The sequence below is a fragment of the Variovorax soli genome (assembly GCF_031454625.1).
Lineage (GTDB): Bacteria > Pseudomonadota > Gammaproteobacteria > Burkholderiales > Burkholderiaceae_C > Variovorax > Variovorax soli_A.
Genome location: NZ_JAVDRF010000012.1, coordinates 33,758 through 57,659, shown reverse-complemented (window position 1 = coordinate 57,659; position 23,902 = coordinate 33,758). Strand labels below are relative to the sequence as shown.

Sequence of the window (23,902 nt, the reverse complement as noted above, 5' to 3'; positions counted from 1 at the left end):
CGGTCACGGCGCGAGGCCTCCTTGCCCGGAGAAGGGGCGAGGCCCTTTGTCCGGTTCAGGCTCGGCTGGCGAGCCTAGTCGTTCGCGTAGATGTCCACGTCCTTGGTTTCGCGGATGAACAGCGTGCCCACCACGAGGGTCATGGCCGCAATGACGACCGGGTACCAGAGGCCGTTGTACATGTTGCCGGTGGAGGCGACGATCGCGAACGCGGTGGTCGGCAGCAGGCCGCCGAACCAGCCGTTGCCGATGTGGTAGGGCAGGCTCATCGAGGTGTAGCGGATACGCGTCGGGAACAGCTCGACCAGCATGGCCGCGATCGGGCCGTAGACCATGGTGACCAGGATCACTAGGTAGGTCAGCAGCAGCACCACCATCAGCTTGTTCATCTTGGCGGGATCGGCCTTGGCGGGATAGCCCGCGGCCTTCAGGTCGTCGGCGACGCCCTTCTTGAAGGCGGCGATCTCCTTGCTCGAAGCCTCGTCGAACTTGTGGTTGGCCACATTGCCGACCGGCGCCTCGATGGTCTTGTCGCCGATCTTGACCACGGCCTTGGAGCCCGGTGCGCCTGCGACGTTGTCATAGCTCACCGAGTTCTGCACCAGGTAGCGCTTGGCGATGTCGCAGGAGCTCTTGAAGTCGATTTCGCGCGCCACCGGGTTGCCCTGGAAGGAGCAGGAGCCGGGGTCGGCCGTCACCGTCACGCCGGCGGTGGCCTGGGCCTTGGCCAGGTCGGGGTTGGCGTACTCGGTCAGCATCTTGAAGACCGGGAAGTAGGTCACCACGGCCAGCAGGCAACCGGCCATGATGATCGGCTTGCGGCCGATCTTGTCCGACAGCGTGCCGAAGACCACGAAGAAGGGCGTGCCGATCAACAGCGCGGCCGCGATCATCAGGTTGGCAGTGGTCGCATCGACCTTGAGCTGCTGCGTCAGGAAGAAGAGCGCGTAGAACTGGCCCGAGTACCACACCACGGCCTGGCCGGCGGTCAGGCCGATCAGCGCGAGGATGACGATCTTGAGGTTCTTCCATTCGCCGAAGGACTCCGACAGCGGCGCCTTCGAGGTCTTGCCTTCGGCCTTCATCTTCTGGAAGGCCGGCGACTCGGACAGCGACAGGCGAATCCACACCGACACCGCCAGCAGCGCGATCGAGACCAGGAAAGGCACACGCCAGCCCCAGGCCGCGAAGGCGTCCTCGCCGAGCCAGGTGCGCACGCCGAGGATGACCAGCAGGCTCAGGAACAAGCCCAGCGTGGCCGTGGTCTGGATCCACGAGGTATACGCGCCGCGCTTGCCGTGCGGGGAGTGCTCGGCCACGTAGGTGGCGGCACCGCCGTACTCGCCGCCGAGCGCCAGGCCTTGCAGCATGCGCAGGGCGATCAGGATCACCGGCGCTGCCACGCCGATGGTCGCGTAGCTGGGCAGCAGGCCGACGATGAAGGTCGACAGGCCCATGATCAGGATGGTGACCAGGAAGGTGTACTTGCGACCGATCATGTCGCCGAGGCGGCCGAACACGATGGCGCCGAAGGGCCGCACCAGGAAGCCCGCGGCGAAGGCCAGCAGTGCGAAGATGAAGGCCGCACCCGCATCCAGGCCGCTGAAGAACTGCTTGGCGACGATCGCCGCCAGCGAACCGTAGAGATAGAAGTCGTACCACTCGAACACGGTGCCGAGCGAGGACGCGAAGATGACCTTCTTCTCCTCCGCGGACATGGGACGGGGCGCGCCGTGCGGCACTCCCCGTGAATCAAGTGTGGCTGCCATTGGTCGTCTCCTTTTTTTCCCACGGCGTGGGGCGTGATGGATTCTTGGAGCGACGACTGACCCGGGGCTTTCGCGAAACTGAATCGATTCTGACGATTTAGGGTGAAACCCGCGGCACGCGTTTCAGGTTGTAAGAAATCAGCGATTGCTGCTGCGCAGCAGCGCGGGGCGGCGGGGCGCGGCCTCCCAGTCCGGCCCCTCGAACCAGGGATTGCCGCGCAGGTAATCGCGCATCATGGCCAGGCCGTCGAAGCCCCAGAACTGGCGGCCGTCGACTTCGCAGGTGGGCACGCCGAAGATGCCGCGCGCGACCGCTTCCTCGGTGTTCGCCTTGAGCTGGGCCTTGACCTCCTCGCTGGCGGGATCGCGCTGCAGGCGCAGCCGCGCCGCGAGCGCCGCCAGCCGGGCAGCATCGCCGGCCTCGCCGCCGCCTTGCCAGACATCGCGAAAGATCGTCTCGGCCACATGGCGGTTGATGTCGCCATCCGTGGTGGTCGCGAGCGCGAGCCGCAGATGCGGCAGCGGGTTGTAGGGATGCGACGCCGGCAAATCGATCGCAATGCCGTGCGCCTGGCCCAGCCACAGCACCTGGCGGTAGGTCCACGCCCGCTTCGACGGGATCTCGGCCGGCCCGAGCTGGCCGTGTTGCTTGAGCAGCGCGCCCAGCAATACCGGCCGGTAGGTCACGCTGTGGCTCAGCCCTTCGAGCGCCTGCGGCAGGTGCTCGAACGCCAGATAGGCGTAGGGAGAGATGAAGTCGAGATGGAAGGTGATGTGCTTCATGGTGCTGCGCAGCCGGTCGGCTTCCTCTCGCTGCCGCGACAAGGTCCGGAAAGACGATCTGCCCGTCGTGCGATCGATGCCCAGACGGCGCGCTTGCCCTCGTCGTCCATCGTGCTCCAGGCGGCGATCTCGTCGAGTGTGCGCAGGCATCCTTCGCAAAGGCCGCTCTGCGCATTCATGCGGCACACCGAGATGCAGGGCGACGCCACCGCCATCACACCACCACCTCGGCGATCGGCGCGCCGGTCAGCGCCTCGAGCTCCTGCGGACGCAGTTGCACCACCGCATGCGGGTGCCCGGCGGCCGCCCAGACCTCGTCGAAGCGGAACAGCTCGCGATCGATCAGCATCACCGGCGCCGTCGCATGGGCGAAGGGCGAGACACCGCCGATCGAGAAGCCGGTCATGCGCTTGACGAAGTCGGCATCGGCGCGCCCCAGCTTGCCGCCGACCAGCGCCTCGACCTTCTTCTCGTCGACCCGCTTGTCGCCCGAGGTCACGACGAGCACCGCCGCCTCGTCGCTCTTGCGGCGGAACACGATGCTCTTGGCGATCTGCGCCACCGAGATGCCGAGCGCATCGGCCGCCTGCTGCGCGGTGCGGCAGGCGTCGTCGAGCATGCGCGGCGGATGCGGATGGCCGCGTTGCTGCAGCAGGCGCGCGACGCGCTGCACGCCTTCGGGGAGGGAGGTCAATTCAGCGCCGCACATGGCCGAAATCGGGTCCGCGTACTGACATGTCCGTCTTCATCGGCTTCACCCCGCGCGCTTCGTCCGGATCGCCTTGGACACGCGCGAGTTCGGCTCGCGGCCCAGCGCCTCGTTGATGTAGACGCCGGCGTCGATCAACCGGTCGAGGTCGATGCCGGTCTCGATGCCCATGCCGTGCAGCATGTAGACCACGTCCTCGGTCGCGACATTGCCGGTCGCGCCCTTGGCGAAGGGACAGCCGCCCAAGCCGCCGACCGAGGTGTCGAACTGCCACACGCCCAGCTCGAGGCTGGCGAGCGTGTTGGAGAGCGCCTGGCCATAGGTGTCGTGGAAGTGGCCGGAGATGTCGTCGATGCCGAAGTGTGCGAGCGTCGCCTCCAGTGCGCGCCGCACTTTGAGGGGCGTGCCGACGCCGATCGTGTCGGCCACGCCGACGTGCTGCACGCCGATGTCCTTCATCAGCTTCGCCAGCATGCCCACGCGCTCGGGCGCGACCTCGCCCTCGTAGGGGCAGCCGACGGTGCACGACATGGCGCCGCGCACGTGGATGCCCTTCTCGCGCGCTGCCTCGGCCACCGGCCGGAAGCGCTCGATGCTCTCGGCGATGGAGCAGTTGATGTTCTTCTGGCTGAAGGCCTCGCTGGCAGCGCCGAAGACCACGATCTCGTCGGGCCACTCCTCGCGCGGCGCGGCGATCGCCGCCTCGAAGCCCTTCATGTTGGGCGTGAGCACCGAATAGCGCACGCCGGGCTTGCGGCGGAGGCCGTGCATCACCTGCGCGTTGTCGGCCATCTGCGGAACCCACTTGGGGCTGACGAAGCTCGTGACCTCGATCTCCTTGAGCCCGGCCTCCTGCAGGCGATGGACCAGGCCGATCTTGACTTCGGCCGGCACGGCCTGCTTTTCGTTCTGCAGGCCGTCGCGCGGACCGACGTCGACGAGCTTGACTTGGGTGGGGAGTTTCATCGGCAGGCCTCGTTCAATGCTTCGGGGATGCGGACATCCGTCCGCGATTTCAGTATCCGCGTTCCCATCCGACCACGCCCGCGACAGGCTCACCGCGCTCCATCGCCTGGATCTTGCGGGCGATCTGTGCGACGGAGGCGCCGCGGACCGTGCGTGCCGAGCCGTGCGGGGTCACGGTGATCTTCGGGTGGCGCCAGAAGGGATGCGCCGCGGGCAGCGGCTCGACCTCGAAGACATCGAGCGTCGCGCCGGCGAGCACGCCTGCGTCGAGCAGGGGGATCAGGTCGGCTTCGACCAGGTGCGCGCCGCGCGCCACGTTGATCAGATAGCCGCCCGGCTTTCCGCCGTTCAGGCGCGACAGCGTTTCGCGATTCAGGATGCCGCGCGTGGCGTCGGTGAGCGGCAGCAGGTTGACCAGCACGCGGCTGGCGCCGAGGAAGGCGCCGAACTCCGCGTCGCCTGCAAAGGCGCGCAGGCCTTCGATGTGCTTCGGTGTGCGGCTCCAGCCGTTGACCGGGAACTCGAACTGTGCGATGGCCTTCGCGACGCGCTCGCCCAGCACGCCGAGACCCATCACGCCGACGGGAAAGTCCTCGCGCTCGCGCGGCTTGCGGAAGCCCCAGCGGCCCTCGCGCGCATCAGCCTCGTACAGATCGAACTCGCGGAAATGACGGATCAGCGCATGGCACACGTACTCGGCCATCTGCACCGACATGCCCGCGTCGTCCAGGCGCACCACCGTGGCACCGGGCGGCAGCTTCAGCTTGAACAGCGCGTCGACGCCCGCGCCGATGTTGAAGATGCCGCGCAGCCCCGGCTGCTCGTCGATGAAGGCCTGGGGGGGCGACCAGACCACGGCATGGTCGGCCTGCGGGGCGCCGGGCGTCCAGTTCTGGACATCGGCGCCGGGCAGCGCCTCGCGCAAGCCCGCGATCCATGCGTCGGGGCGGTTGTCGGTGAGGCAGACGGTGATTCGCATGCCTGCAAGCTTAAGCCGCAATGCGGAGCAACTCCGCGCCTTCGGCCACCTGGTCGCCCGGCACGTAGAGCAGTTCCTCCACGGTGCCGTCGGCCGGCGCGGCGATGGTGTGCTCCATCTTCATCGCCTCCATCACCGCCAGCGCCTGGCCGCGGCTGACCTTGTCGCCGGCCTTGACGGCGAAGGACACGACCTTGCCCGGCATGGGCGCCGTGAGCCGGCCGGCCTCCGCATGCGTGTCGCCGGCATGGGCCATGCGGTCGAGCGTCGCGATGCGGGTGGCGCCTTCGGGCGCGAAGACATGGGTGGCGGCGCCCTCCTCGTAGACATCGAGGGTGCGGCGCAGCCCGTTGAACTGGAGTTCGAGCTGGCCCGCGGGCAGTTCATCGACGACCAGCGCGCCTTCCACGCCGCCCGCCTGCAGCCACAGGCTGCCGTCGCGCTTGTAGCGCAGCAGCGCCTGCTGCTCCTGGCCGCGGAACTCGAAATCGAAGCGGCGCTGGTATTCGCCGAAGCCGCGCCAGCCGTCGCGGCGGGTGAAGGGATCGGCCGTCGCGGCCGAGGCGCGCTCGGCGAGCAAGGCGCGCGCGATGGCGGCGGCCGCCGCCAGCGGCAGGCCGAGCGGCTCGCGGTCGAAGAGCACGGCGCGCTCGCGCTCGATCAGCGCGGTGTCCAGCCTGGCATGGGCAAAGGAATCGGTGCGCAGCACGCCGCGCAGGAACTGCACGTTGGTCGCAACGCCGACGATGTGCGTCTGCGCCAGCGCCGCGTCCAGCCGTGCCAGCGCCTCCTCGCGCGTCGCACCGTGCACGATCAGCTTGGCGATCATCGAGTCGTAGAAGGGCGAGATCGCATCGCCCTCGCGCACGCCGTCGTCGATGCGCACGCGGCTGCGCTGGAATGAGGTGTGCTGCGGCTTGCGGTAGACCCGCAGCGTGCCGGTGGCCGGCAGGAAGTTGTTGTCGGGGTTCTCGGCGCAGATGCGCGCCTCGATGGCATGGCCATTGATCTGCAGCTGCTCCTGCTTCAGGGGCAGCGGCTCGCCCGACGCCACGCGCAGTTGCCACTCCACCAGGTCCAGCCCGGTGATGGCTTCGGTCACCGGATGCTCCACCTGCAAACGCGTGTTCATCTCCATGAAGAAGAAGGTCATGTCGGCACCTGCGCTCGACAGCCCCTCGCTGCGCTGCTCGACGATGAACTCCACCGTGCCCGCACCCACGTACTTCACCGCGCGCGCGGCCGCCACCGCGGCCTCGCCCATCTCGCGGCGCATGGCCTCCGTCAAGCCCGGCGCCGGCGCCTCCTCCAGCACCTTCTGGTGGCGCCGCTGCACCGAGCAGTCGCGCTCGAACAGGTAGACGTAATTGCCGTGGGTGTCGCCGAAGACCTGGATCTCGATATGGCGCGGGCGCTGGACGTACTTCTCGATCAGTACCGCGTCGTCGCCGAAGCTGTTGATGGCCTCGCGCTGGCAGGAGGCGAGCGCGGCAGCGAAGTCGGCGTGCTTCTCGACCACCCGCATGCCCTTGCCGCCGCCGCCGGCGCTGGCCTTGATCAGCACCGGGTAGCCGATGCGCTCGGCCTCGTGCGCGAGCAGGGCCGGGTTCTGGTCCTTGCCGTGGTAGCCGGGCACCAGCGGCACGCCGGCCTTTTCCATCAGCTGCTTGGATTCGGCCTTCAGCCCCATGGCCTGGATGGCGGAGGGCGGCGGGCCGATGAAGACCAGGCCGGCCTCGGCACAGGCGCGGGCGAAATCCTCGTTCTCGCTCAGGAAGCCGTAGCCCGGATGCACCGCCTGCGCGCCGGTCGCCTTGGCGGCCTCCAGGATCTTCTCCCAGCGCAGATAGCTGTCCTTGGGTGCGCTGCCGCCCAGGTGCACCGACTCGTCGCAGGCACGCACATGGTTGGCGTGCGCGTCGGCATCGGAATAGACGGCGACCGTGCGGATGGCCATGCGGCGCGCCGTGGCGGCAACGCGGCAGGCAATTTCACCGCGGTTGGCAATGAGGATCTTTTTAAACATGGTGCATCTCCGCGGTGAAATCGCCTGCGCACGCGATGCGTGCCCTGCAGTTTGGCTTCGCCGCTGCGACGCTTCGCGGCTGGTCACCGCGGCTGGCGATCAGGATCTTCTGGAACATGGGGCGGCTTTCTTGTAGTGAGGCGTGGTTCAGGCGTCGCTGCGCATGCCCAATCGCGCCAGCAGCGCGCGGTCCTTCGCGGCTTGGGGGTTGGCGGTGGTCAGCAGGCGATCGCCGTAGAAGATGGAGTTGGCGCCGGCGAGGAAGCACAGCGATTGCAAGGCTTCGTCCATCTGCTCGCGGCCGGCCGACAGGCGCACCATGGTCCTCGGCATGGTGATCCGGGCCACGGCGATGGTGCGCACGAACTCGAAGGGGTCCAGCGGCTCGGTGCCGGCCAGCGGCGTGCCCTCGACCTGCACCAGGTTGTTGATGGGCACCGACTCCGGGTACGGGTCGAGGTTGGCCAATTGGGCGATCAGGCCGGCGCGCTCCAGGCGCGACTCGCCCATGCCGACGATGCCGCCGCAGCACACGTGGATGCCGGCTTCGCGCACATGGCCGAGGGTGTCGAGCCGGTCCTGGTAACTCCGGGTCGTGATGATCTTGTCGTAGAACTCCGGAGCGGAATCGAGGTTGTGGTTGTAGTAGTCCAGGCCCGCGTCCTTGAGCTGCAGCGCCTGCTCGGCCTCCAGCATGCCGAGGGTGACGCAGGTCTCCAGCCCCATGGCCTTGACGCCGCGCACCATCTCGATGACGGGCTCCAGGTGCCGGTCCTTCGGGCTGCGCCAGGCCGCGCCCATGCAGAAGCGGGTGGCACCGTGGTCCTTGGCGGCCTGCGCCGCCGCCAGCACCTCGTCCAGCGCCATCAGCTTGCTGGCCTGCAGGCCGGTGTCGTGGTGCGCGCTCTGCGGGCAGTAGCCGCAGTCCTCCTCGCAGCCGCCGGTCTTGATCGACAGAAGGGTCGAGAGCTGCACGGTGTTGGCGTCGAAGTTGGCGCGATGCACCTGCTGGGCACGGAACAGCAGGTCGTTGAAGGGCAGGTCGAACAGGGCCGCGACGGCGGCGACGCTCCAGTCGGCACTGTCGGAGATGGCATGGCGGGCTGCCTTGCGATCGATGAAATTGAGGGTCTGTTCCATGGATGTTTCTGTGGATGTGTTCGCGTCAGGCGGCCAGGGCCGCGGTGCTGCGCAGCGCGCGCAGGTCGAGATGACGGGCTGCGACAGCCGCCTCGGGAGAAGCCAGGTGCGGCAGCACGCCGAGCAGCGGCGCATCGAGGCGCCGGCGCAAGGTGTCGACATTGCTTTGCAGCGCCAGCATGTGGGGATCGATGGTGCTGCCGACCCAGCCGGCCAACGCCAGCCCGCGCGCGCGGATCGCCTCGGCGGTCAGCAGCGCATGGTTGAGACAGCCGAGGCGCAAGCCCACCACGAGCACCACCGGCAAGCCCAGCGCCATGGCGAGATCGGCTCCGTCGAGCGCCTCGGCCAAGGGCACGCGAAAGCCACCGGCGCCTTCGACCACCACCGCATCGGCACGTCGCGCCAAGGCCTCGAAGGCCGCGCGCAGGGTCGGAAGCTCGATGCGGACGCCCTCTTCCTGGGCAGCCAGGTGGGGCGACATCGGCGCGCGCAGCAAATAGGGACAACGCAGCGCCAGCGGTGCATCGACGTTGCCCGCGGTCTCGAGCCGCCGCACGTCTTCGTTACACCATGTCCCGTCGATTGCTTCGAGGCCCGCGGCCACCGGCTTCATGCCGACCGCGCGCAGCCCCGATGCGGCCAGAAGCGACAGCATGGCGCTGCTGACCAGCGTCTTGCCGACACCCGTGTCGGTGCCGGTGACGAAACAGTGATGCGTCATGCAGCCTCCCGCGAGGGCTGGGCGAGCACCTGCCCCAGCGCCTCGATCAGCCGCGCGACGTCGTCTGCGCCATGGCTGGCCGACAGCGCGATGCGAAGGCGCGCGGTGCCGGCCGGCACCGTGGGCGGCCGGATCGCGCCGACCCGCAGGCCCAGGGCGTCGAGCTGCGCCGACAACCGCATCGCGCGCGTGTTGTCGCCCACGATCAGCGGCTGGATGGCAGTCGGCGAATTGGGCAGCCAGGCGTTGCCGTCCGCGGGCAGCACGCGTTGCAGGCCCGTGCGCAGTTGCGCGATGCGCGCCTGCAGCTGCGCGCGGCGCCGCGCCCCTTCCTCGCCTTCGATCAGGTCCAGGCTGGCGAGCAACGCATGCGCGATGGCCGGCGGCGCGGCGGTGGTGAAGATGTAGGGCCGCGCGCGCTGCACCAGGTAGTCGATCACGGTGCGGTGCGCGGCGACGAAGGCGCCCGAGACGCCGGCGGCCTTGCCGAGCGTGCCGACCAGCACCAGCCGCTCGGAGCGCAGGCCCGTGGCTTCCAGCACGCCGTGCCCGTTCGCGCCGAGCACGCCGAAGCCATGCGCATCGTCGAGCACCAGCCAGGCGTCGTGGCGCTCGGCCAGCGCCAGCAGGCCGGCCACTGGGGCGATGTCGCCGTCCATGCTGAACACGGCATCGCTCACGATCAGCTTGACCGGCGCATCGCAGGCCGCGAGCTGTGCGTCGAGCGCCTGCAGGTCGCAGTGCGGATAGCGCTCGACATGGGCCTTGGCCAGCCGCGCGCCGTCGATCAGCGAGGCATGGTTGAGGGTCTCGGAGAAGATCACGGCCTCGGCGCCGCCCAGCGTCGACAGCACCGCGAGGTTGGCCATGTACCCGGTGCAGAAGAACAGGCTGCGCGCCTCGGGGATGTGCGGCGCCATCCAGCCGGCCAGGCGCTCCTCGAGCTGCGCATGCGCCCGCGAATGGCCGAGGATCAGGTGCGAGCCGCCGCTGCCCGCGCCGTAGCGCGATGCGCCGTCGGCCAGCGCGGCCGCCAGCGCCGGATGCGCGGCCAGGCCGAGGTAGTCGTTGCTGCTGAAGGCCAGCATGCGGCGCGGCGCCGCGGCGCCGGCCAGCGTGAGAAGCTGCTCGGGGGCGCAGGGCGTCTCGGCGATCAGCCGGCGGCGGCGCAGCGCCTGCGCATCGATCGCGGCGAGCTCGTGCTGGAGGCGGTCAAGCAAGCGCGACATCGCGGGCCTCCTTGGCTGCATGCGGCGCGGCGACCGCGTCCAGGGTGGCCAGCGTGCCCTCGACCAGGCGATCGATCTCGCCGTCGCCGATCGCGTAGGGCGGCATCAGGTAGACGGTGCCACCGATCGGACGCATCAGCAGGCCCTCGCTCCTCGCGGCGAGGTGGAAGCGCTCGGCGAAGCGCTCCCCGGGCTCGCGCACGTCGAAGGCGGTGATCATGCCGCGCTGGCGCAGGTGGTCGACCGGGCGCACGCCCAGCCCCTCCTGCAAGCGCTGCAGGATGCGCGCGGCGCGGGTGCGGTTGCGGTTCAGCACGTCCTCGCGCTCGAACAGATCGAGCGTGGCCAGCGCCGCACGGCAGGCGAGCGCATTGCCCGTGTAGGAATGCGAATGCAGGAAGCTGCGTGCCACGTCGTCGTCGACGAAGCCCTGGTAGATGGCCTCGCGCGTCATCACCAGCGCCAGTGGCAGGTAGCCGCCGCTGATGCCCTTGGACAGGCACAGGAAGTCGGGCCAGATGCCGGCCTGCTCGCAGGCGAAGAAGCTGCCGCTGCGCCCGCAGCCCACCGCGATCTCGTCGGCGATCAGGTGCACGCCGTAGCGGTCGCACAGGGCGCGCACCCGGCGCAGGTACTCGGGGTCGTGCATCGCCATGCCGGCGGCGCATTGCACCAGCGGCTCGACGATCACGGCGGCGATGCCGTCGTGCTGCTCGGCCAGGAGCGCGCCCAGCGCATCGGCCGCGCGCTGCGCCACGGCGGCGGCGTCCTCGCCCGGCTGCGCGCCGCGCGCGTCGGGCGAAGGCACGAGATGCGCATCGCCCAAGAGCGGCGCATAGGCATCGCGGAACACGGCGACGTCGGTCACGTGCAGCGCGCCCAGCGTTTCGCCGTGGTAGCCCTGGCGCAGCGCCACGAAGCGCCGCTTGCCGCCGCGGCCGGCATTGCGCCAGGCATGGAAGCTCATCTTCAGCGCGATCTCGACGGCCGAGGCCCCGTCGGAGGCATAGAAGCAGTGGCCCAGCACGCCGCCGGTCAGCGCGCCGAGGCGCTCGGCCAGCTCGACCGCGGGCGCGTGGGTGCAGCCGGCCAGCATCACATGCGGCAGCACATCGACCTGCTGCTTCAGCGCGGCATTGATGGCCGGATGCGCATGGCCGAACAGGTTGACCCACCAGGAACTGGTGGCATCGAGGTAGCGGCGCCCATCGTGGTCGATCAGCCAGACGCCTTCGCCGCGCGCGATCGGCAGCGGCGGCACGGCGTCGAGGCGACTGCTCTGGGTGCAGGGGTGCCACACATGGCGCCGGCTGCGCTGCTGCCAGTCGGCATTGCGCGAGGCAGCGGTGGGCGAAGGGGACGGAGAAGCAGGACTCAACACAGGGACGTTCCTCGTTCGTTCGGGCCGGGCATCGTAGGCAGCCCGGCGCAGCGCCGCAATCGGGCCATCGCCTGCGAGATGCGCGCCGCTTGCGCGACGTTCGCTGCCGTATGAATCATCTTTGCCTCAACGTCGTGCAACGGTCCGGCATTTCGCCGTCCGTGCTGTTACAAAAAAAGCTAGAGCGGCCCGTCCTCGCGCCGGTGCAGGCGGAAGGCGGGCGTCACGCCGGGATCGGCACGGCCGCTGAAGATGCTCGCCAGCCGGCCGAAGAGCGCGCGCAGGAAGCGCCAGCTCTTGCGGATCAACCAGACGGAGAGCGCCAGCAACGCGACGAAGAGCAGCAGGAACACGAGCGGGTGCGCCACCGCCAGCCACAGCCCGGCCGGCACGAGCCCGTCCTCGACCAGCGAGGCGCCCACGTTGGTGAAGGGTTCGGGCGAGGTGTTGATGGCGGCGCGCGTGGTGGCCTTCGCCACGTGCGCCGTGGCCGCGAAGCTGCCCCCGAGCAGCGCGGCGACGATCGCCATCACCGCATGGTCGGCGCCGAAGACGCTGGCCGCCAGCGCGGCGCCCGCGGGGATGCGGATCACCGTGTGCACCATGTCCCATAGCGAATCGAGGCCGGGGATCTTGTCGGCGAAGAATTCGATGAAGACCATGAAGCCGCTGGCCGCGATCACGACCGGATGCGCGAGCATCTGCAGCCCGCCCGGCAACGGCACCCAGCCCAGGTAGCCGGCCAGGCCGGTGAGCAGCACGACCAGGTACAGGCGCACGCCGCTGGCCCAGCCGATGGCGGCAGACAGGGCGAGCAGCTGAGGCAGGTCGAGCGTGTCCATGGCGCGATGCCTTCATCCCGCAAGCCACGAAGGCTTGCGCTTCTGCAGGAAGGCTTGCACGCCTTCGCGGCCCTCCTCGCTCGCGCGGATGTCGGCGATGCCCTGCACCGTCTTCGCGATGAGCGCATCGTCGATCTGGCGGCCCGCCACGTCGGCGATCAGCTGCTTGCAGGCGCGCACCGCTGCCGGGCTGGCGCCGGTGAAGGCCTTCGCGATCTCGGCCACCTTGGCATCGAGCGCATCGGCCGTTACCACCTCGTGCACGAACCCGATGCGATGCGCCTCGGCCGCGCTGAAGCGCTCGGCGCTCAGGAAGTAGCGCTGCGCGGCTCGCGTGCCCATGGCCCGCAGCACGTACGGGCTGATGGTGGCGGGGATCAGGCCGATCTTCACTTCGCTCAGGCAATACGAGGCGGTGTCCACGCTCACCGCGACGTCGCAGGCCGCCACCAGCCCCATGCCGCCGGCATAGACATCGCCCTGAACGCGCGCGATCACCGGCTTGGGGCTCTCGTGGATGGTGCGCAGCATCTCGGCCAGGCCGCCCGCGTCGGCGAGGTTCTGCTCGTGGGTGAACCCGGCCGCGCGGCGCATCCAGTTGAGGTTGGCGCCGGCGCAGAAAGCGGGGCCGTTGCCGCCCAGCACGATGACGCGCACATCGTTCGCAGCGCCGGCCTGCGAGAAGGCTTCGCTCAGCTCGCGAATGACGACGTCGTCGAAGGCATTGCGCAGCTCGGGCCGGTCGAGCCAGATGCGCGCGATGGCGCCGTCGAAGCTCAGCGCCAGCGTATTGAAGGATGCGCTCATGGGGACTTTGCCTCCTGTTGCAGCAGATAGACCCAGTCGAGCTCGGGGCCCGGCTGGACCATGCCCGTGAGCGCGGCCGTGAGCTGGCCGCGGTGGTGGGTCGCGTGGTTGAACACATGACCGAGCGCCGGCGCGAAGGGAATGCGGACCTGCTCGCCGTTGTTGCGCGTGTAGGCCAGCTCGCCGTCGTAGCGCTCTGGCGCGAGCGTGGCGAGCCACGGGCTCCAGCGCGTCACGGCTTGCGCCAGCGCCTCGCACACGGCCGCGCGCTCGGAGTGCAGCTCGGTGTCGAGCGGGATGCGTGGGGAGCGGCCTTCGGCGAAGCGCGCATACCAGAGGTTGTCGGCGAGCAGCAGGTGGTTGAGCGTGCCGTGCACCGAGCGGAAGAAGAGGCCGCAGTCGCGGCGCCAGTCCGCATCCGACAGGCTCTTCAGGTTGGACGTCAGCAGCTTGTTCGTGGCCCAGACGTGGTAGCGCCCCAGGCTTGCGAAGTAGTTCGGCAACGACATGCGCTTCTCCTTGGTATCACATGCGGAAGATGCCGAATTTCGGCTCCGGAATCGGCGCATGGCGCGCGGCCGCCAGGCCCAGCGCCAGCACGCGCCGCGTGTCGGCCGGGTCGATGATGCCGTCGTCCCACAGCCGCGCGGTGGCGTAGTAAGGGTGGCCCTGCTGCTCGTATTGCTGGCGGATCGGCGCCTTGAAGGCTTCTTCCTCCTCGGCGCTCCACTGCCCGCCCTTGGCCTCGATGCCGTCTCGCTTGACGGTGGCCAGCACGCTCGCGGCCTGCTCGCCGCCCATGACGCTGATTCGCGCGTTGGGCCACATCCAGAGGAAGCGCGGCGAGTAGGCGCGGCCGCACATGCCGTAGTTGCCGGCGCCGAAGCTGCCGCCGATGATGACCGTGAACTTCGGGACGCTGGCGGTGGCCACGGCCGTCACCATCTTGGCGCCGTGGCGCGCGATGCCTTCGTTCTCGTACTTGCGCCCGACCATGAAGCCGGTGATGTTCTGCAGGAACACCAGCGGCGTCTTGCGCTGGCAGCAGAGCTCGATGAAGTGCGCGCCCTTCTGCGCCGACTCGGAGAACAGGATGCCGTTGTTGGCCACGATGCCCACCGGCATGCCCTCGATGTTGGCGAAGCCGCACACCAGCGTCGCGCCGAAGCGGGCCTTGAACTCGTGGAACTCGCTGCCGTCGACGATGCGGGCGATGATCTCGCGCACGTCGAAGGGCTTGCGGGTATCGGTGGGGATCACGCCGTAGAGTTCTTCCGCTGCGTAGCAGGGGGCGCTCGCCGCCGAAGGACCGGGCGCTTGCGCGCGGTCTCGATTCAGGTTCTCCACCGCGGTACGCGCCAGGGCCAGCGCATGCAGGTCGTTCTGTGCCAGATGGTCGGCCACGCCGGACAGCCGCGTGTGCACGTCGCCGCCGCCCAGGTCCTCGGCCGTCACCACTTCGCCGGTGGCCGCCTTCACCAGCGGGGGGCCTCCCAGGAAGATGGTGCCCTGCTCCTTGACGATGATCGACTCGTCGCTCATCGCGGGCACATAGGCGCCGCCGGCGGTGCAGGAGCCCATGACCACCGCGATTTGCGCGATGCCCTGGGCGCTCATGTTCGCCTGGTTGTAGAAGATCCGGCCGAAGTGATCGCGGTCGGGGAAGACCTCGTCCTGGTTCGGCAGGTTGGCGCCGCCCGAGTCCACCAGGTAGATGCAGGGCAGGCGGTTCTGCTCGGCGATCTCCTGTGCGCGCAGGTGCTTCTTGACGGTGACGGGATAGTAGGTGCCGCCCTTCACGGTGGCGTCGTTGCACACGATCATGCAGTCCACGCCGCTCACGCGTCCGATGCCGGCGATCAGGCCCGCGCCGGGCGCCGCGCCGTGGTACATCGCATGGGCCGCGAGCGGCGCGATCTCGAGGAAAGGCGTGCCCGGGTCCAGGAGCTGCGCCACGCGATCGCGCGGCAGCAGCTTGCCGCGCGCGGTGTGCTTGCTGCGCGCGGCCTCGCCGCCGCCGGCCTCGACCTTGGCGAACTGGGCGTGCAGGTCCTCGACCAAGGCACGCATGGCCGCGGCATTGGCCTGGAACTCCGCGGAGCGGGCGTTGAGTTTGGTTTCTAGTTTGGTCATGGTTTGGCGGGTGAAGACGGACATCCGTACGCGAAGGACGCGAAGGTCACGCCGTCTTCTCCTCTCCCAATCCCAGCTGTTCCTTCATCGCCTCGCGGATCTTGAATTTCTGGATCTTGCCGGTCACGGTCATGGGGAACTCCTTCACGAACTCGATGTAGCGCGGGATCTTGTAGTGCGCGATCTGGCCCTTGCAGAACTCGCGCACCTCATCGGTCGTGAGCTGCTGGCCCGGCTTCGGAATGACCCACGCGCAGAGCTCTTCGCCGTACTTCTTGTCGGGAAGGCCGACCACCTGCACGTCCTGGATCTTCGGGTGGCGGTAGAGGAATTCCTCGATCTCTCGCGGGTAGATGTTCTCGCCGCCGCGGATCACCAGGTCCTTGATGCGGCCGACGATGTTGACGTAGCCCTCTGCGTCCATGGTGGCAAGGTCGCCGGTGTGCATCCAGCCCTCGGCGTCGATCGCCTCGCGGGTCTTCTCTTCGTCGTCCCAGTAGCCGTGCATCACGGAATAGCCGCGGGTGCAGAACTCGCCCGAAACGCCCCTCGGCACGATGGCGCCGATCTCGGGGTCGACGATCTTGATCTCGAGATGCGGCTGCACCTTGCCGACGGTGGAGACGCGCTTGTCCAGCGGCGTATCGGTGGAGCTCTGGCAGCTCACCGGGCTGGTCTCGGTCATGCCGTAGGCGATGGTGATGTCGCGCAGGTGCATCTGGCCGACGACGCGCTTCATCACCTCGGTGGGACAGGGCGAGCCGGCCATGATGCCGGTGCGCAGCGTCGAGAAATCGAACTCCTTGAAGCGCGGATGGTCCAGCTCGGCGATGAACATGGTGGGCACGCCGTGCAGGCCGGTGCAGCGCTCGTCCTGCACCGTTTGCATCACGGTCAGCGGGTCGAAACCGTCGTTGGGATAGACGATGGTCGCGCCGTGCGTCAGGCAGGCCAGGTTGCCCAGCACCATGCCGAAGCAGTGGTAGAGCGGCACCGGGATGCACAGCCGGTCTTCGGGCGTGAGCTTCATGCACTCGCCGATGAAGAAGCCGTTGTTGAGGATGTTGCGGTGGGTCAGCGTCGCGCCCTTGGGGAAGCCGGTGGTGCCACTGGTGAACTGGATGTTGACCGGATCGGTCGCCTTCAGGGTCTTGGCGATGTCGGCCACGCGCGGGTCGTCGGCCTTGCCCTTCTCGAGCAAGGCGGAGAAGCGCATGAGGCCCGGCAGTTCCCCGCCCTCGCCGGCCCGGTCGATCCAGGCGACGGTGCGCAACTGCGGCAGGCGCGCGGCCTGCAGCGCGCCGGGCTGCGCGCTCGCGAGCTCGGGCGCCAGCTCGCGCAGCATGCCGACGTAGTCGCTGGTCTTGAAGCGCTGCATCGTGACCAGCGCCTTGCAGCCCACCTTGTTGAGCGCGTATTCGAGCTCGGAGGTGCGGTAGGCCGGGTTGATGTTGACCAGGACGAGGCCGACCTTGGCGGTCGCAACCTGCATGAGCACCCAGGGCACGTTGTTGTGCGACCAGATGCCGACGCGGTCGCCGGGCGCGAGGCCCAGCTGGAGCAGCGCGCCGGCGAGGCGGTTCGATTCGCGCTGCAGCTCGAGGTAGCTCAGGCGCCGTTGCTCGTGCGCGCTGACGAGCGCTTCGCGATCGCCCTGGCGCCGCGCCATGTCGTCGAAGAAATCGCCGATGGTCTGCTCGATCAGCGGGACATCGGTGGCGCCCTTGTCCATGCTTTCAGTCAGTGGCATGTGGTCTCCTTTCAGGTTCTTCGAATACGGGTGCCGAACGCAGAAATCGCGAAGGTTACGCAGAGGGCGCAGAAAAGGCCGGGAGTTTTTTGCTGCGCCCGCTGCGTTCGTTCCCGAATTTCCCTATGCCGTCTCCGCGAACAACTCGCGCCCGATCAGCATGCGCCGGATCTCGCTGGTTCCCGCCCCGATTTCGTACAGCTTGGCATCGCGCCACAGCCGCTCGACCGGAAACTCCTTGGTGTAGCCCACGCCGCCCAGCGCCTGAATCGCCTCGCCGGCCATCCAGGTCGCCTTCTCGGCGGAATAGAGGATGGCACCGGCCGCGTCCTTGCGGAAGGTGCGTGCATGGTCATTGCGGTCGCAGGCCTTGCCCACCGCGTAGACGTAGGCGCGGGTGGCCTGCCAGGTGGCGTACATGTCGGCCAGCTTGCCCTGCATCAGCTGGAACTCGCCGATGCTCTGGCCGAACTGCTTGCGCTCGTGAATGAAGGGCAGCACGGCATCCATGCAGGCGGCCATGATGCCGAGCGGGCCGCCGGAAAGCACTGCGCGCTCGTAATCGAGCCCGCTCATCAGCACCCTGGCGCCCTGGCCCTCGCCGCCCAGCACGTTTTCCTCGGGCACCTCGCAGTTGTCGAAGAAGAGCGGGAAGGTGTTGGAGCCGCGCATGCCCAGCTTGTCGAGCTTGGTGCCGGCCGAGAAGCCCTTGAAGCCCTTCTCCACGATGAAGGCCGTCATGCCGCGGGCGCCCATCTCGGGCTCGGTCTTGGCGTAGATGACCAGGGTGTCGGCATCGCCGCCGTTGGTGATCCACATCTTGCCGCCGTTGAGCACGTAGCGGTCGCCCTTCTTCTCGGCGCGCAGCTTCATGCTGACCACATCGGAGCCGGCGTTGGGTTCGCTCATCGCGAGGGCGCCGACGTGCTCGCCGCTGACCAGCTTCGGCAGGTACTTCTTCTTCTGCGCCTCGCTGCCGTTGCGGTGGATCTGGTTGACGCAGAGATTGGAATGCGCGCCGTACGAGAGACCCACCGAGGCCGAGGCGCGCGAGACTTCTTCCATGGCGACGATGTGGGCCAGGTAGCCCAGCTCGGTGCCGCCGTATTCCTCCTTCACCGTCATCCCGTGCAGGCCCAGCTCGCCGAGCTTCTTCCAGAGGTCGTGGGGGAACAGGTTCTCGCGGTCGATCTCGGCGGCGCGCGGCGCGATCTCGTGGGCGGCGAAGTCCGCCACCGCGTCGCGCAGCGAGTCGATGGTTTCGCCGAGATCGAAATTGAGGCCGGGATCATGCATGGGGGTGTCTCCTGGATACGGGGTCGGCTCGTGCGCGGAAGAATGCCGCGCGGGCAGTCGCAGCTTACGCCGGCCTCCGTTGCATTTGGCGTCACAATGGTTGCATATTGCGCCATCCGCTTCGCGCCCCTTCATGAGCTCCTCGCCTCTCAAGCCTGCCCGCCGCGCGGCCACGCCCATGGCCTTCGTCCGAGCGATCGTGCTGGGCTACGAACGCTACGGCAAGGACCCGTCCCGGGCGCTCGCACAGGCACAGATTGCGCCGCGAGACCTGGCAAACGAGCAGGCTCGCGTGACCGCGGCCCAGTTCGAGACGCTGTCGGGCTATGCGATGCAGGAGCTCGACGACGAGGCGCTGGGCTGGTTCAGCCGCCGCCTGCCCTGGGGCACCTACGGCATGCTCTGCCGTGCTTCGCTGAGTTCGCCTGACCTCGGGGTGGCCATCCGGCGCTGGTGCCGCCATCACCGCCTGCTGACCGAAGACATCGGCCTCGAGCTCAAGGTGGCGGGCGGCGTGGCCACCGTCTCGATCCATGAGCACGTCGCGCTGGGCGCGTTGCGCGAGTTCTGCCTGGTCTCCAATCTGCGCTTCCTGCACGGCTATGCCTCCTGGGTGATCGACTCGCGGGTGTCGCTGCGCGCGGCCAGCTTTCCGTTCGATCCGCCGCCGCATCGCGATGCCTATCCGCTGATGTTCGGCGGCGAGCTGCACTTCGGCGCCAAGGCTGCCAGCTACAGCTTCGACGAGCGCTACCTGGCGCTGCCGCTGCGCCGCGACGAGCAGGCGTTGCGGACCATGCTGCGGCGCGCCCTGCCGCTGACGGTGCTGCAGTACCGGCGCGACCGGCTGCTGGGCCAGCGCGTGCGCGAGCTGCTGCGCGCCCGTGGCCGGCAGGCGGCGACGGCCGAGTCGCTGGCGCAGATCCTGAACGTCTCGGCCCGCACCCTGCACCGCCAGTTGCTGGAGGAAGGCGTCTCGCTCCAGCAGCTCAAGGACGCGGTGCGCCACGAGCAGGCGGCCGAGCAGTTGCGCCGCACCGAGCGGCCCATCAAGAAGATCGCGCTGGCGGTGGGTTTTCGCAATGAGAAAAGCTTTTCACGGGCCTTCCGGGCCTGGGCCGGCGTCACCCCGGGCGCATTCCGGCGCGCCGGCGCAACAGGCGCCGGCGAGGGCTTGCCGGCCGATGGCAATCCGTGACAAAGTTCGACGCGGCGCCGGCTGCCGCTGGTCCTGCGGGCTCCGAACCCGTTTTCTCGCCCTAGGATCGAGGCATGCACATTCCCGACACCGACACTTCCGAATACGCGGCCTTGGTTGAGTTCGCCGCCACGTCGGGACGTTCGCGCAGCCATCCCAACGTCGAAAAGAACGCCGACCAGCTCATCGCTCATTTCTGGTCCGCACGCGCCCATGCCATGACCGAGGCGCTGGGCGCGATGGCCAAGGCCGCCACCGAGCGTCGCGGCTGACCCCGTTCTCCGCCCTCAGCGCAGCACCTTCACGCTGCACGCCTCAGGCCGAGGGGCCTTGCCAGCCGGCTAGCAAGGCCGGCAACGCCGCCATGTCGCTGAACACATGCGCCACCCCCGCCGCACGCAGCGCCTCGGGCCCGCTGTGGCCCTGGTCGGAGGGGCTGTAGCCGAACACGGTGGCGCCGGCCGCGACCCCGGCCGTGGCGCCGGTGACCGTGTCCTCGACCACCGCGCAGCGCACCGGGTCCACGCCCAGGGCCGCGGCCGCGGCCAGGTAGACGTCGGGCGCCGGCTTGGAGCGCGGCGTCTCATGGCCGCTGAAGATCCGGCCCTCGAACGCGTCGAGCAGGCCGATCTTCTCCAGCTGCAGCCGGACCTTGACCCGGTCGGCACCCGAGGCGCAGGCGATGCGGCCTCCGAGGGCACGATGCAGGGCGCGCACGGCGACCGGCGCGCCGGCGATCTCGATGAGCTCGCGGTCCAGCGCCGCATTGCGCCGCTCCCGAAACGCATCGAGCCAATCGGGCGTGACGGTGAAACCCGTTCTGGCCTCGATCAGCGCCGTCTCGTCCTTGACGGCCTTGCCGGTGAAGGTGCGCATCGCCTCCTCCACCGTGAGCTGCCAGCCCAGCTCGCCGAGCATTTCAGCCAGCACGCGGTTGGTGATGGGTTCGGAGTCGACGAGGACGCCGTCGCAATCGAAGAGGACGGCATCGAAGGGGATGGAGGGCATCGGGCGATGGTAAGGCCCCTCCGATGCGAGGACGGGGAGCGGGGTCGGACATCCGTCCGAATGTCCGATCCCTGTTCCGCGCTCAGGCAGCCGGCTGGATCGGGATGTACATCTCGCCGCCCGCAGCCTTGAACTCGGCCGACTTGCCGGCCATGCCGTCGACCACCGCCTCTTCTTCGGCCAGGCCACGCGAGGCAGCGTACTCGCGCACTTCCTGCGTGATCTTCATCGAGCAGAACTTCGGGCCGCACATGGAGCAGAAGTGAGCCACCTTGCTCGAGTCCTTGGGCAGGGTCTCGTCATGGAATTCACGGGCGGTGTCGGGATCGAGGCCGAGGTTGAACTGGTCCTGCCAGCGGAACTCGAAGCGGGCCTGCGACAGTGCATCGTCGCGCGCCCGCGCGCCCGGATGGCCCTTGGCCACGTCGGCGGCATGGGCCGCGATCTTGTACGCGATGATCCCCTGCTTCACGTCCTCGCGGTCCGGCAGGCCCAGGTGCTCCTTGGGCGTGACGTAGCACAGCATCGCGGTGCCGGCCCAGCCGATCATCGCGGCGCCGATCGCACTGGCGATGTGGTCGTAGCCGGGCGCGATGTCGATGGTCAGCGGGCCGAGCGTATAGAAGGGCGCTTCGTGGCAGTGCTTGAGCTGCTCGTCCATGTTGGCCTGGATCATGTGCATGGGCACGTGGCCGGGGCCTTCGATCATGGTCTGCACGTCGTGCTTCCAGGCGATCTGCGTCAGCTCGCCCAGGGTGCGCAGCTCGGCGAACTGGGCCTCGTCGTTGGCGTCCGCCGCGCAGCCGGGGCGCAGGCCGTCGCCGAGCGAGAAGCTCACGTCGTAGGCCTTCATGATCTCGCAGATGTCCTCGAAGTGGGTGTAGAGGAAGCTCTCCTTGTGATGCGCGATGCACCACTTGGCCATGATCGAGCCGCCGCGCGAGACGATGCCGGTGCGGCGGTCGGCGGTGAGGTGGATGAAGGGCAGGCGCAGGCCCGCGTGGATGGTGAAGTAGTCCACGCCCTGCTCGGCCTGCTCGATCAGCGTGTCGCGGTAGATCTCCCAGGTGAGGTCTTCCGCCACGCCGCCCACCTTTTCGAGCGCCTGGTAGATCGGCACCGTGCCGATCGGCACCGGGCTGTTGCGCACGATCCAGTCGCGGGTGGTGTGGATGTTGCGGCCGGTGGACAGGTCCATCACGTTGTCAGCGCCCCAGCGGATCGCCCACACCAGCTTTTCCACCTCTTCCTCGATGCTGGAGGTGACGGCCGAGTTGCCGATGTTGGCGTTGATCTTCACCAGGAAATTGCGCCCGATCGCCATCGGCTCCACCTCGGGGTGGTTGATGTTGGCGGGAATGATGGCGCGGCCGCGGGCCACCTCGTCGCGCACGAACTCGGGCGTGATGAGCTTGGGAATCTGTGCGCCCATCGGGTTGCCGGCCAGCCGCTTTTCGCGCGCGGCGTCGGCCATGTACTCGGCCATCCATTCGCGCTTGCCGTTCTCGCGCAGAGCCACGTACTCCATCTCGGGCGTGACGATGCCGCGGCGCGCATAGTGCATCTGGCTCACGTTGCGCCCGGGCAAGGCGCGGCGCGGCTGGCGCTGCAGCCCGGAGGCGGCGGCGCGCAGTTCGGCGAGCTTCTGCGCATCGCGGTCGGCATGGGTGGCGCCGTCGTCGAGCATCTGGCGGATGCGGCCGATATAGGCTTCGGTGTCGTTGCGCTCGGCGATCCAGGCGCCGCGCACGCTGGACAGGCCGCGGCGCACGTCGATGTCGGCGGACGGGTCGCTGTAAGGGCCGGAGGTGTCGTAGAGCGAGACGGTCTCGCCGTTGGTCAGCAGCACGTCGCGCACCGGCACCCGCACATCGGGCCGCCGCGCGCTCGTGATGGCGCTCTTGGTGGAGGCGGGGAAGGGCTCGCGCGTCAGCGTGAGCAGAGAGGCGAACTTGTCAGGGGCATTCATGCGGGGGCACTCCTTCGGTTGGATGGGTGCTCCGCGATCGCTCCAGGATCGGCGCGGCGGAAATGAGGGTATCCGTGGCCGGGGAGTCGCAGCTCTTCTTCCGCTGGTATGAACCAGATCAAGTTCGCGGGTTCGGCCGGTTGGCCATCTCAGCACGCATCGTGCGCGCACCCCGGAGCGGGACCGATTCTAGGCCCGCCCTGGGCGAAGGATCAAGCGGGATGTGCGGCGATGTCGGGTGTGCCGGCCTCGAGCGGTGCCGGCGCCGAGGCCACCGCCTCGGCAGCGGCCCAGGCGGCGATGCCGCCGGCCAGCACGCGCACGCGCGGCAGGCCGGCCTTCTCCAGCAGTCGCGCGGCGGCGATGGCCGTCTCTTCGTTGGGGCAGTCGCAGAACACCACCAGCTCGCGCGCGGCCCGGAGCTCGGCGAGGCGATCCGGCAGCTCGCCGTAGGTGATGCCGACGGCGCCGGGCAGGACGCGGTCGTCGATCCGGCGCGTTTCGACCGAGCGCAGGTCGACCACGGTGAGGCTGGCACCCCCGGCGAAGGCCTCGCGCAGCGCAGCGGCCTCGATGTGCTGGACGTCCTCGGCCTGCTGCCGCGCGATGCGCCGCTCGCGATAGCGCCAGGCGATGAAGACGGCGAGCAGCAGCGCGCCGACCACCGAGGCCGTGAGCCCGACGCTGGACATCACCGCCAGCACATCCTGGATGGCGGCATGGAACATCCCGCCGAGCGCCAGGAAGCCCAGCGCCCAGATCAGCGCCGCCAGCGTCTCGTAGGCCAGGAAGCGCGTGTTCGACATGCCCAGCGCGCCGGCCATGGGTGGCGCGACCACCGAGACGCCCGGCACGAACTTGGCCGCGATCAGCGAGAGGCCGCCCCAGCGTCCCAGGATGGACTCGCTGCGCCGCACGCAGGTATCGGCCGACAGCGAGATGCGGCAGAGGAAGCGCATGACCCGGTAGCCCCAGCGGCGCCCGGCCAGGAACCAGGCGCCGTCGCCGAGGATGTTGCCGAGCACGGCGGCCAGCAGCACGGCGATGAAGGACAGCTGTCCGCCGATGGCCAGCCCGCCGGCCACGACGAGAAAAGGCGCAGCCGGTACCGGCGCGCCCAGCCGGGTCGCCAGCGTGACCAGAAAGACCACGGCGGTGCCCTGTGCGGAGAGAAGAGCGACGAGATCGTTCAT

The 23,902-nt window shown here is 68.8% G+C and carries 23 protein-coding genes and 1 riboswitch; of the genes, 2 read left to right on the top strand and 21 right to left on the bottom strand.

Annotation, left to right across the window (positions count from 1 at the left end; genetic code table 11):
• Window positions 1–74: 74 nt before the first annotated feature.
• From J2739_RS22615 to J2739_RS22530, 18 genes are all read right to left on the bottom strand, one after another.
• Window positions 75–1,769, bottom strand: a complete 1,695-nt coding sequence (locus J2739_RS22615) for an MFS transporter (protein WP_309905839.1) — start codon at window positions 1,767–1,769, stop codon at window positions 75–77.
• Between the two features lie 138 nt (window positions 1,770–1,907).
• Window positions 1,908–2,552: a 2-hydroxychromene-2-carboxylate isomerase gene (locus tag J2739_RS22610; RefSeq protein ID WP_309905837.1), complete on the bottom strand. Its 645-nt coding sequence runs from the start codon at window positions 2,550–2,552 to the stop codon at window positions 1,908–1,910.
• On the bottom strand, window positions 2,549–2,767 hold the full coding sequence (locus tag J2739_RS22605; protein ID WP_309905836.1) for a DUF1289 domain-containing protein: 219 nt from the start codon (window positions 2,765–2,767) through the stop codon (window positions 2,549–2,551). Before J2739_RS22605 ends, J2739_RS22610 begins: the two co-directional genes overlap by 4 nt.
• A complete protein-coding gene (locus J2739_RS22600; RefSeq protein WP_309905834.1) occupies window positions 2,767–3,261 on the bottom strand; it encodes a YbaK/EbsC family protein in 495 nt (164 codons plus the stop codon). The genes J2739_RS22605 and J2739_RS22600 overlap by 1 nt, the downstream gene beginning before the upstream one ends.
• A gap of 45 nt (window positions 3,262–3,306) precedes the next feature.
• Window positions 3,307–4,227, bottom strand: coding sequence for a hydroxymethylglutaryl-CoA lyase (locus J2739_RS22595; protein ID WP_309905832.1), 921 nt, complete (start codon window positions 4,225–4,227; stop codon window positions 3,307–3,309).
• Between the two features lie 49 nt (window positions 4,228–4,276).
• On the bottom strand, window positions 4,277–5,206 hold the full coding sequence (locus J2739_RS22590) for a 2-hydroxyacid dehydrogenase (protein WP_309905830.1): 930 nt from the start codon (window positions 5,204–5,206) through the stop codon (window positions 4,277–4,279).
• 10 nt (window positions 5,207–5,216) lie between these two features.
• The gene (locus tag J2739_RS22585; protein ID WP_309905829.1) at window positions 5,217–7,232 is read right to left on the bottom strand and encodes an acetyl-CoA carboxylase biotin carboxylase subunit; all 2,016 of its coding nucleotides are present in this window, start codon (window positions 7,230–7,232) and stop codon (window positions 5,217–5,219) included.
• Entirely contained in the window at window positions 7,225–7,350 is a 126-nt protein-coding gene (locus tag J2739_RS22580) for a hypothetical protein (RefSeq protein ID WP_309905827.1), read from the bottom strand. Before J2739_RS22580 ends, J2739_RS22585 begins: the two co-directional genes overlap by 8 nt.
• A gap of 29 nt (window positions 7,351–7,379) precedes the next feature.
• Complete coding sequence (bioB, locus tag J2739_RS22575; protein WP_309905825.1) at window positions 7,380–8,372, bottom strand: biotin synthase BioB; 993 nt, start codon at window positions 8,370–8,372, stop codon at window positions 7,380–7,382.
• 25 nt (window positions 8,373–8,397) lie between these two features.
• Window positions 8,398–9,096 carry a dethiobiotin synthase gene (gene bioD, locus J2739_RS22570; protein WP_309905823.1) on the bottom strand — a complete coding sequence of 233 codons (699 nt, stop codon included), beginning with the start codon at window positions 9,094–9,096 and terminating at the stop codon, window positions 8,398–8,400.
• Complete coding sequence (gene bioF / locus J2739_RS22565) at window positions 9,093–10,325, bottom strand: 8-amino-7-oxononanoate synthase (RefSeq protein WP_309905821.1); 1,233 nt, start codon at window positions 10,323–10,325, stop codon at window positions 9,093–9,095. The genes bioD and bioF overlap by 4 nt, the downstream gene beginning before the upstream one ends.
• Entirely contained in the window at window positions 10,309–11,706 is a 1,398-nt protein-coding gene (gene bioA, locus J2739_RS22560; protein WP_405053931.1) for an adenosylmethionine--8-amino-7-oxononanoate transaminase, read from the bottom strand. The genes bioF and bioA overlap by 17 nt, the downstream gene beginning before the upstream one ends.
• Window positions 11,707–11,885: 179 nt before the next feature.
• Window positions 11,886–12,548 carry a DUF4126 domain-containing protein gene (locus J2739_RS22555; protein ID WP_309905817.1) on the bottom strand — a complete coding sequence of 221 codons (663 nt, stop codon included), beginning with the start codon at window positions 12,546–12,548 and terminating at the stop codon, window positions 11,886–11,888.
• 12 nt (window positions 12,549–12,560) lie between these two features.
• Window positions 12,561–13,355, bottom strand: coding sequence for an enoyl-CoA hydratase/isomerase family protein (locus J2739_RS22550; protein WP_309905815.1), 795 nt, complete (start codon window positions 13,353–13,355; stop codon window positions 12,561–12,563).
• On the bottom strand, window positions 13,352–13,864 hold the full coding sequence (locus J2739_RS22545) for a DinB family protein (protein ID WP_309905813.1): 513 nt from the start codon (window positions 13,862–13,864) through the stop codon (window positions 13,352–13,354). The genes J2739_RS22550 and J2739_RS22545 overlap by 4 nt, the downstream gene beginning before the upstream one ends.
• 16 nt (window positions 13,865–13,880) lie before the next feature.
• Window positions 13,881–15,488, bottom strand: coding sequence for a carboxyl transferase domain-containing protein (locus J2739_RS22540; RefSeq protein ID WP_309905811.1), 1,608 nt, complete (start codon window positions 15,486–15,488; stop codon window positions 13,881–13,883).
• 46 nt (window positions 15,489–15,534) lie between these two features.
• The gene (locus tag J2739_RS22535) at window positions 15,535–17,238 is read right to left on the bottom strand and encodes an AMP-binding protein (protein WP_309905809.1); all 1,704 of its coding nucleotides are present in this window, start codon (window positions 17,236–17,238) and stop codon (window positions 15,535–15,537) included.
• 123 nt (window positions 17,239–17,361) lie between these two features.
• On the bottom strand, window positions 17,362–18,534 hold the full coding sequence (locus tag J2739_RS22530; RefSeq protein WP_309905807.1) for an isovaleryl-CoA dehydrogenase: 1,173 nt from the start codon (window positions 18,532–18,534) through the stop codon (window positions 17,362–17,364).
• A gap of 133 nt (window positions 18,535–18,667) precedes the next feature.
• On the opposite strand from J2739_RS22530, the gene J2739_RS22525 reads away from it, so the two are divergent.
• Both J2739_RS22525 and J2739_RS22520 read left to right on the top strand, forming a co-directional pair.
• Window positions 18,668–19,732: an AraC family transcriptional regulator gene (locus tag J2739_RS22525; RefSeq protein WP_309905804.1), complete on the top strand. Its 1,065-nt coding sequence runs from the start codon at window positions 18,668–18,670 to the stop codon at window positions 19,730–19,732.
• Between the two features lie 74 nt (window positions 19,733–19,806).
• Window positions 19,807–20,004, top strand: a complete 198-nt coding sequence (locus J2739_RS22520; RefSeq protein ID WP_309905802.1) for a hypothetical protein — start codon at window positions 19,807–19,809, stop codon at window positions 20,002–20,004.
• Window positions 20,005–20,047: 43 nt separating this feature from the next.
• On the opposite strand, the gene J2739_RS22515 is transcribed toward J2739_RS22520, so the two are convergent.
• The 3 genes from J2739_RS22515 to J2739_RS22505 all read right to left on the bottom strand — a co-directional run bounded on the left by J2739_RS22515 (window position 20,048) and on the right by J2739_RS22505 (window position 23,902).
• A complete protein-coding gene (locus tag J2739_RS22515; protein WP_309905800.1) occupies window positions 20,048–20,740 on the bottom strand; it encodes an HAD family hydrolase in 693 nt (230 codons plus the stop codon).
• Window positions 20,741–20,822: 82 nt separating this feature from the next.
• Window positions 20,823–22,709: a phosphomethylpyrimidine synthase ThiC gene (gene thiC, locus J2739_RS22510; protein ID WP_309905798.1), complete on the bottom strand. Its 1,887-nt coding sequence runs from the start codon at window positions 22,707–22,709 to the stop codon at window positions 20,823–20,825.
• 78 nt (window positions 22,710–22,787) lie between these two features.
• Window positions 22,788–22,894, bottom strand: a riboswitch (TPP riboswitch).
• Between the two features lie 27 nt (window positions 22,895–22,921).
• Entirely contained in the window at window positions 22,922–23,902 is a 981-nt protein-coding gene (locus tag J2739_RS22505; protein WP_309905796.1) for a VTT domain-containing protein, read from the bottom strand.

Bases quoted from the DNA above. Each gene is read 5' to 3' on its own strand.
- J2739_RS22615 (WP_309905839.1), bottom strand. From the start codon at position 1,769: ATGGCAGCCACACTTGATTCACGGGGAGTGCCGCACGGCGCGCCCCGT.
- J2739_RS22610 (WP_309905837.1), bottom strand. From the start codon at position 2,552: ATGAAGCACATCACCTTCCATCTCGACTTCATCTCTCCCTACGCCTAT.
- J2739_RS22605 (WP_309905836.1), bottom strand. From the start codon at position 2,767: ATGGCGGTGGCGTCGCCCTGCATCTCGGTGTGCCGCATGAATGCGCAG.
- J2739_RS22600 (WP_309905834.1), bottom strand. From the start codon at position 3,261: ATGTGCGGCGCTGAATTGACCTCCCTCCCCGAAGGCGTGCAGCGCGTC.
- J2739_RS22595 (WP_309905832.1), bottom strand. From the start codon at position 4,227: ATGAAACTCCCCACCCAAGTCAAGCTCGTCGACGTCGGTCCGCGCGAC.
- J2739_RS22590 (WP_309905830.1), bottom strand. From the start codon at position 5,206: ATGCGAATCACCGTCTGCCTCACCGACAACCGCCCCGACGCATGGATC.
- J2739_RS22585 (WP_309905829.1), bottom strand. From the start codon at position 7,232: ATGTTTAAAAAGATCCTCATTGCCAACCGCGGTGAAATTGCCTGCCGC.
- J2739_RS22580 (WP_309905827.1), bottom strand. From the start codon at position 7,350: ATGTTCCAGAAGATCCTGATCGCCAGCCGCGGTGACCAGCCGCGAAGC.
- bioB (WP_309905825.1), bottom strand. From the start codon at position 8,372: ATGGAACAGACCCTCAATTTCATCGATCGCAAGGCAGCCCGCCATGCC.
- bioD (WP_309905823.1), bottom strand. From the start codon at position 9,096: ATGACGCATCACTGTTTCGTCACCGGCACCGACACGGGTGTCGGCAAG.
- bioF (WP_309905821.1), bottom strand. From the start codon at position 10,325: ATGTCGCGCTTGCTTGACCGCCTCCAGCACGAGCTCGCCGCGATCGAT.
- J2739_RS22555 (WP_309905817.1), bottom strand. From the start codon at position 12,548: ATGGACACGCTCGACCTGCCTCAGCTGCTCGCCCTGTCTGCCGCCATC.
- J2739_RS22550 (WP_309905815.1), bottom strand. From the start codon at position 13,355: ATGAGCGCATCCTTCAATACGCTGGCGCTGAGCTTCGACGGCGCCATC.
- J2739_RS22545 (WP_309905813.1), bottom strand. From the start codon at position 13,864: ATGTCGTTGCCGAACTACTTCGCAAGCCTGGGGCGCTACCACGTCTGG.
- J2739_RS22540 (WP_309905811.1), bottom strand. From the start codon at position 15,488: ATGACCAAACTAGAAACCAAACTCAACGCCCGCTCCGCGGAGTTCCAG.
- J2739_RS22535 (WP_309905809.1), bottom strand. From the start codon at position 17,238: ATGCCACTGACTGAAAGCATGGACAAGGGCGCCACCGATGTCCCGCTG.
- J2739_RS22530 (WP_309905807.1), bottom strand. From the start codon at position 18,534: ATGCATGATCCCGGCCTCAATTTCGATCTCGGCGAAACCATCGACTCG.
- J2739_RS22525 (WP_309905804.1), top strand. From the start codon at position 18,668: ATGAGCTCCTCGCCTCTCAAGCCTGCCCGCCGCGCGGCCACGCCCATG.
- J2739_RS22520 (WP_309905802.1), top strand. From the start codon at position 19,807: ATGCACATTCCCGACACCGACACTTCCGAATACGCGGCCTTGGTTGAG.
- J2739_RS22515 (WP_309905800.1), bottom strand. From the start codon at position 20,740: ATGCCCTCCATCCCCTTCGATGCCGTCCTCTTCGATTGCGACGGCGTC.
- thiC (WP_309905798.1), bottom strand. From the start codon at position 22,709: ATGAATGCCCCTGACAAGTTCGCCTCTCTGCTCACGCTGACGCGCGAG.
- J2739_RS22505 (WP_309905796.1), bottom strand. From the start codon at position 23,902: ATGAACGATCTCGTCGCTCTTCTCTCCGCACAGGGCACCGCCGTGGTC.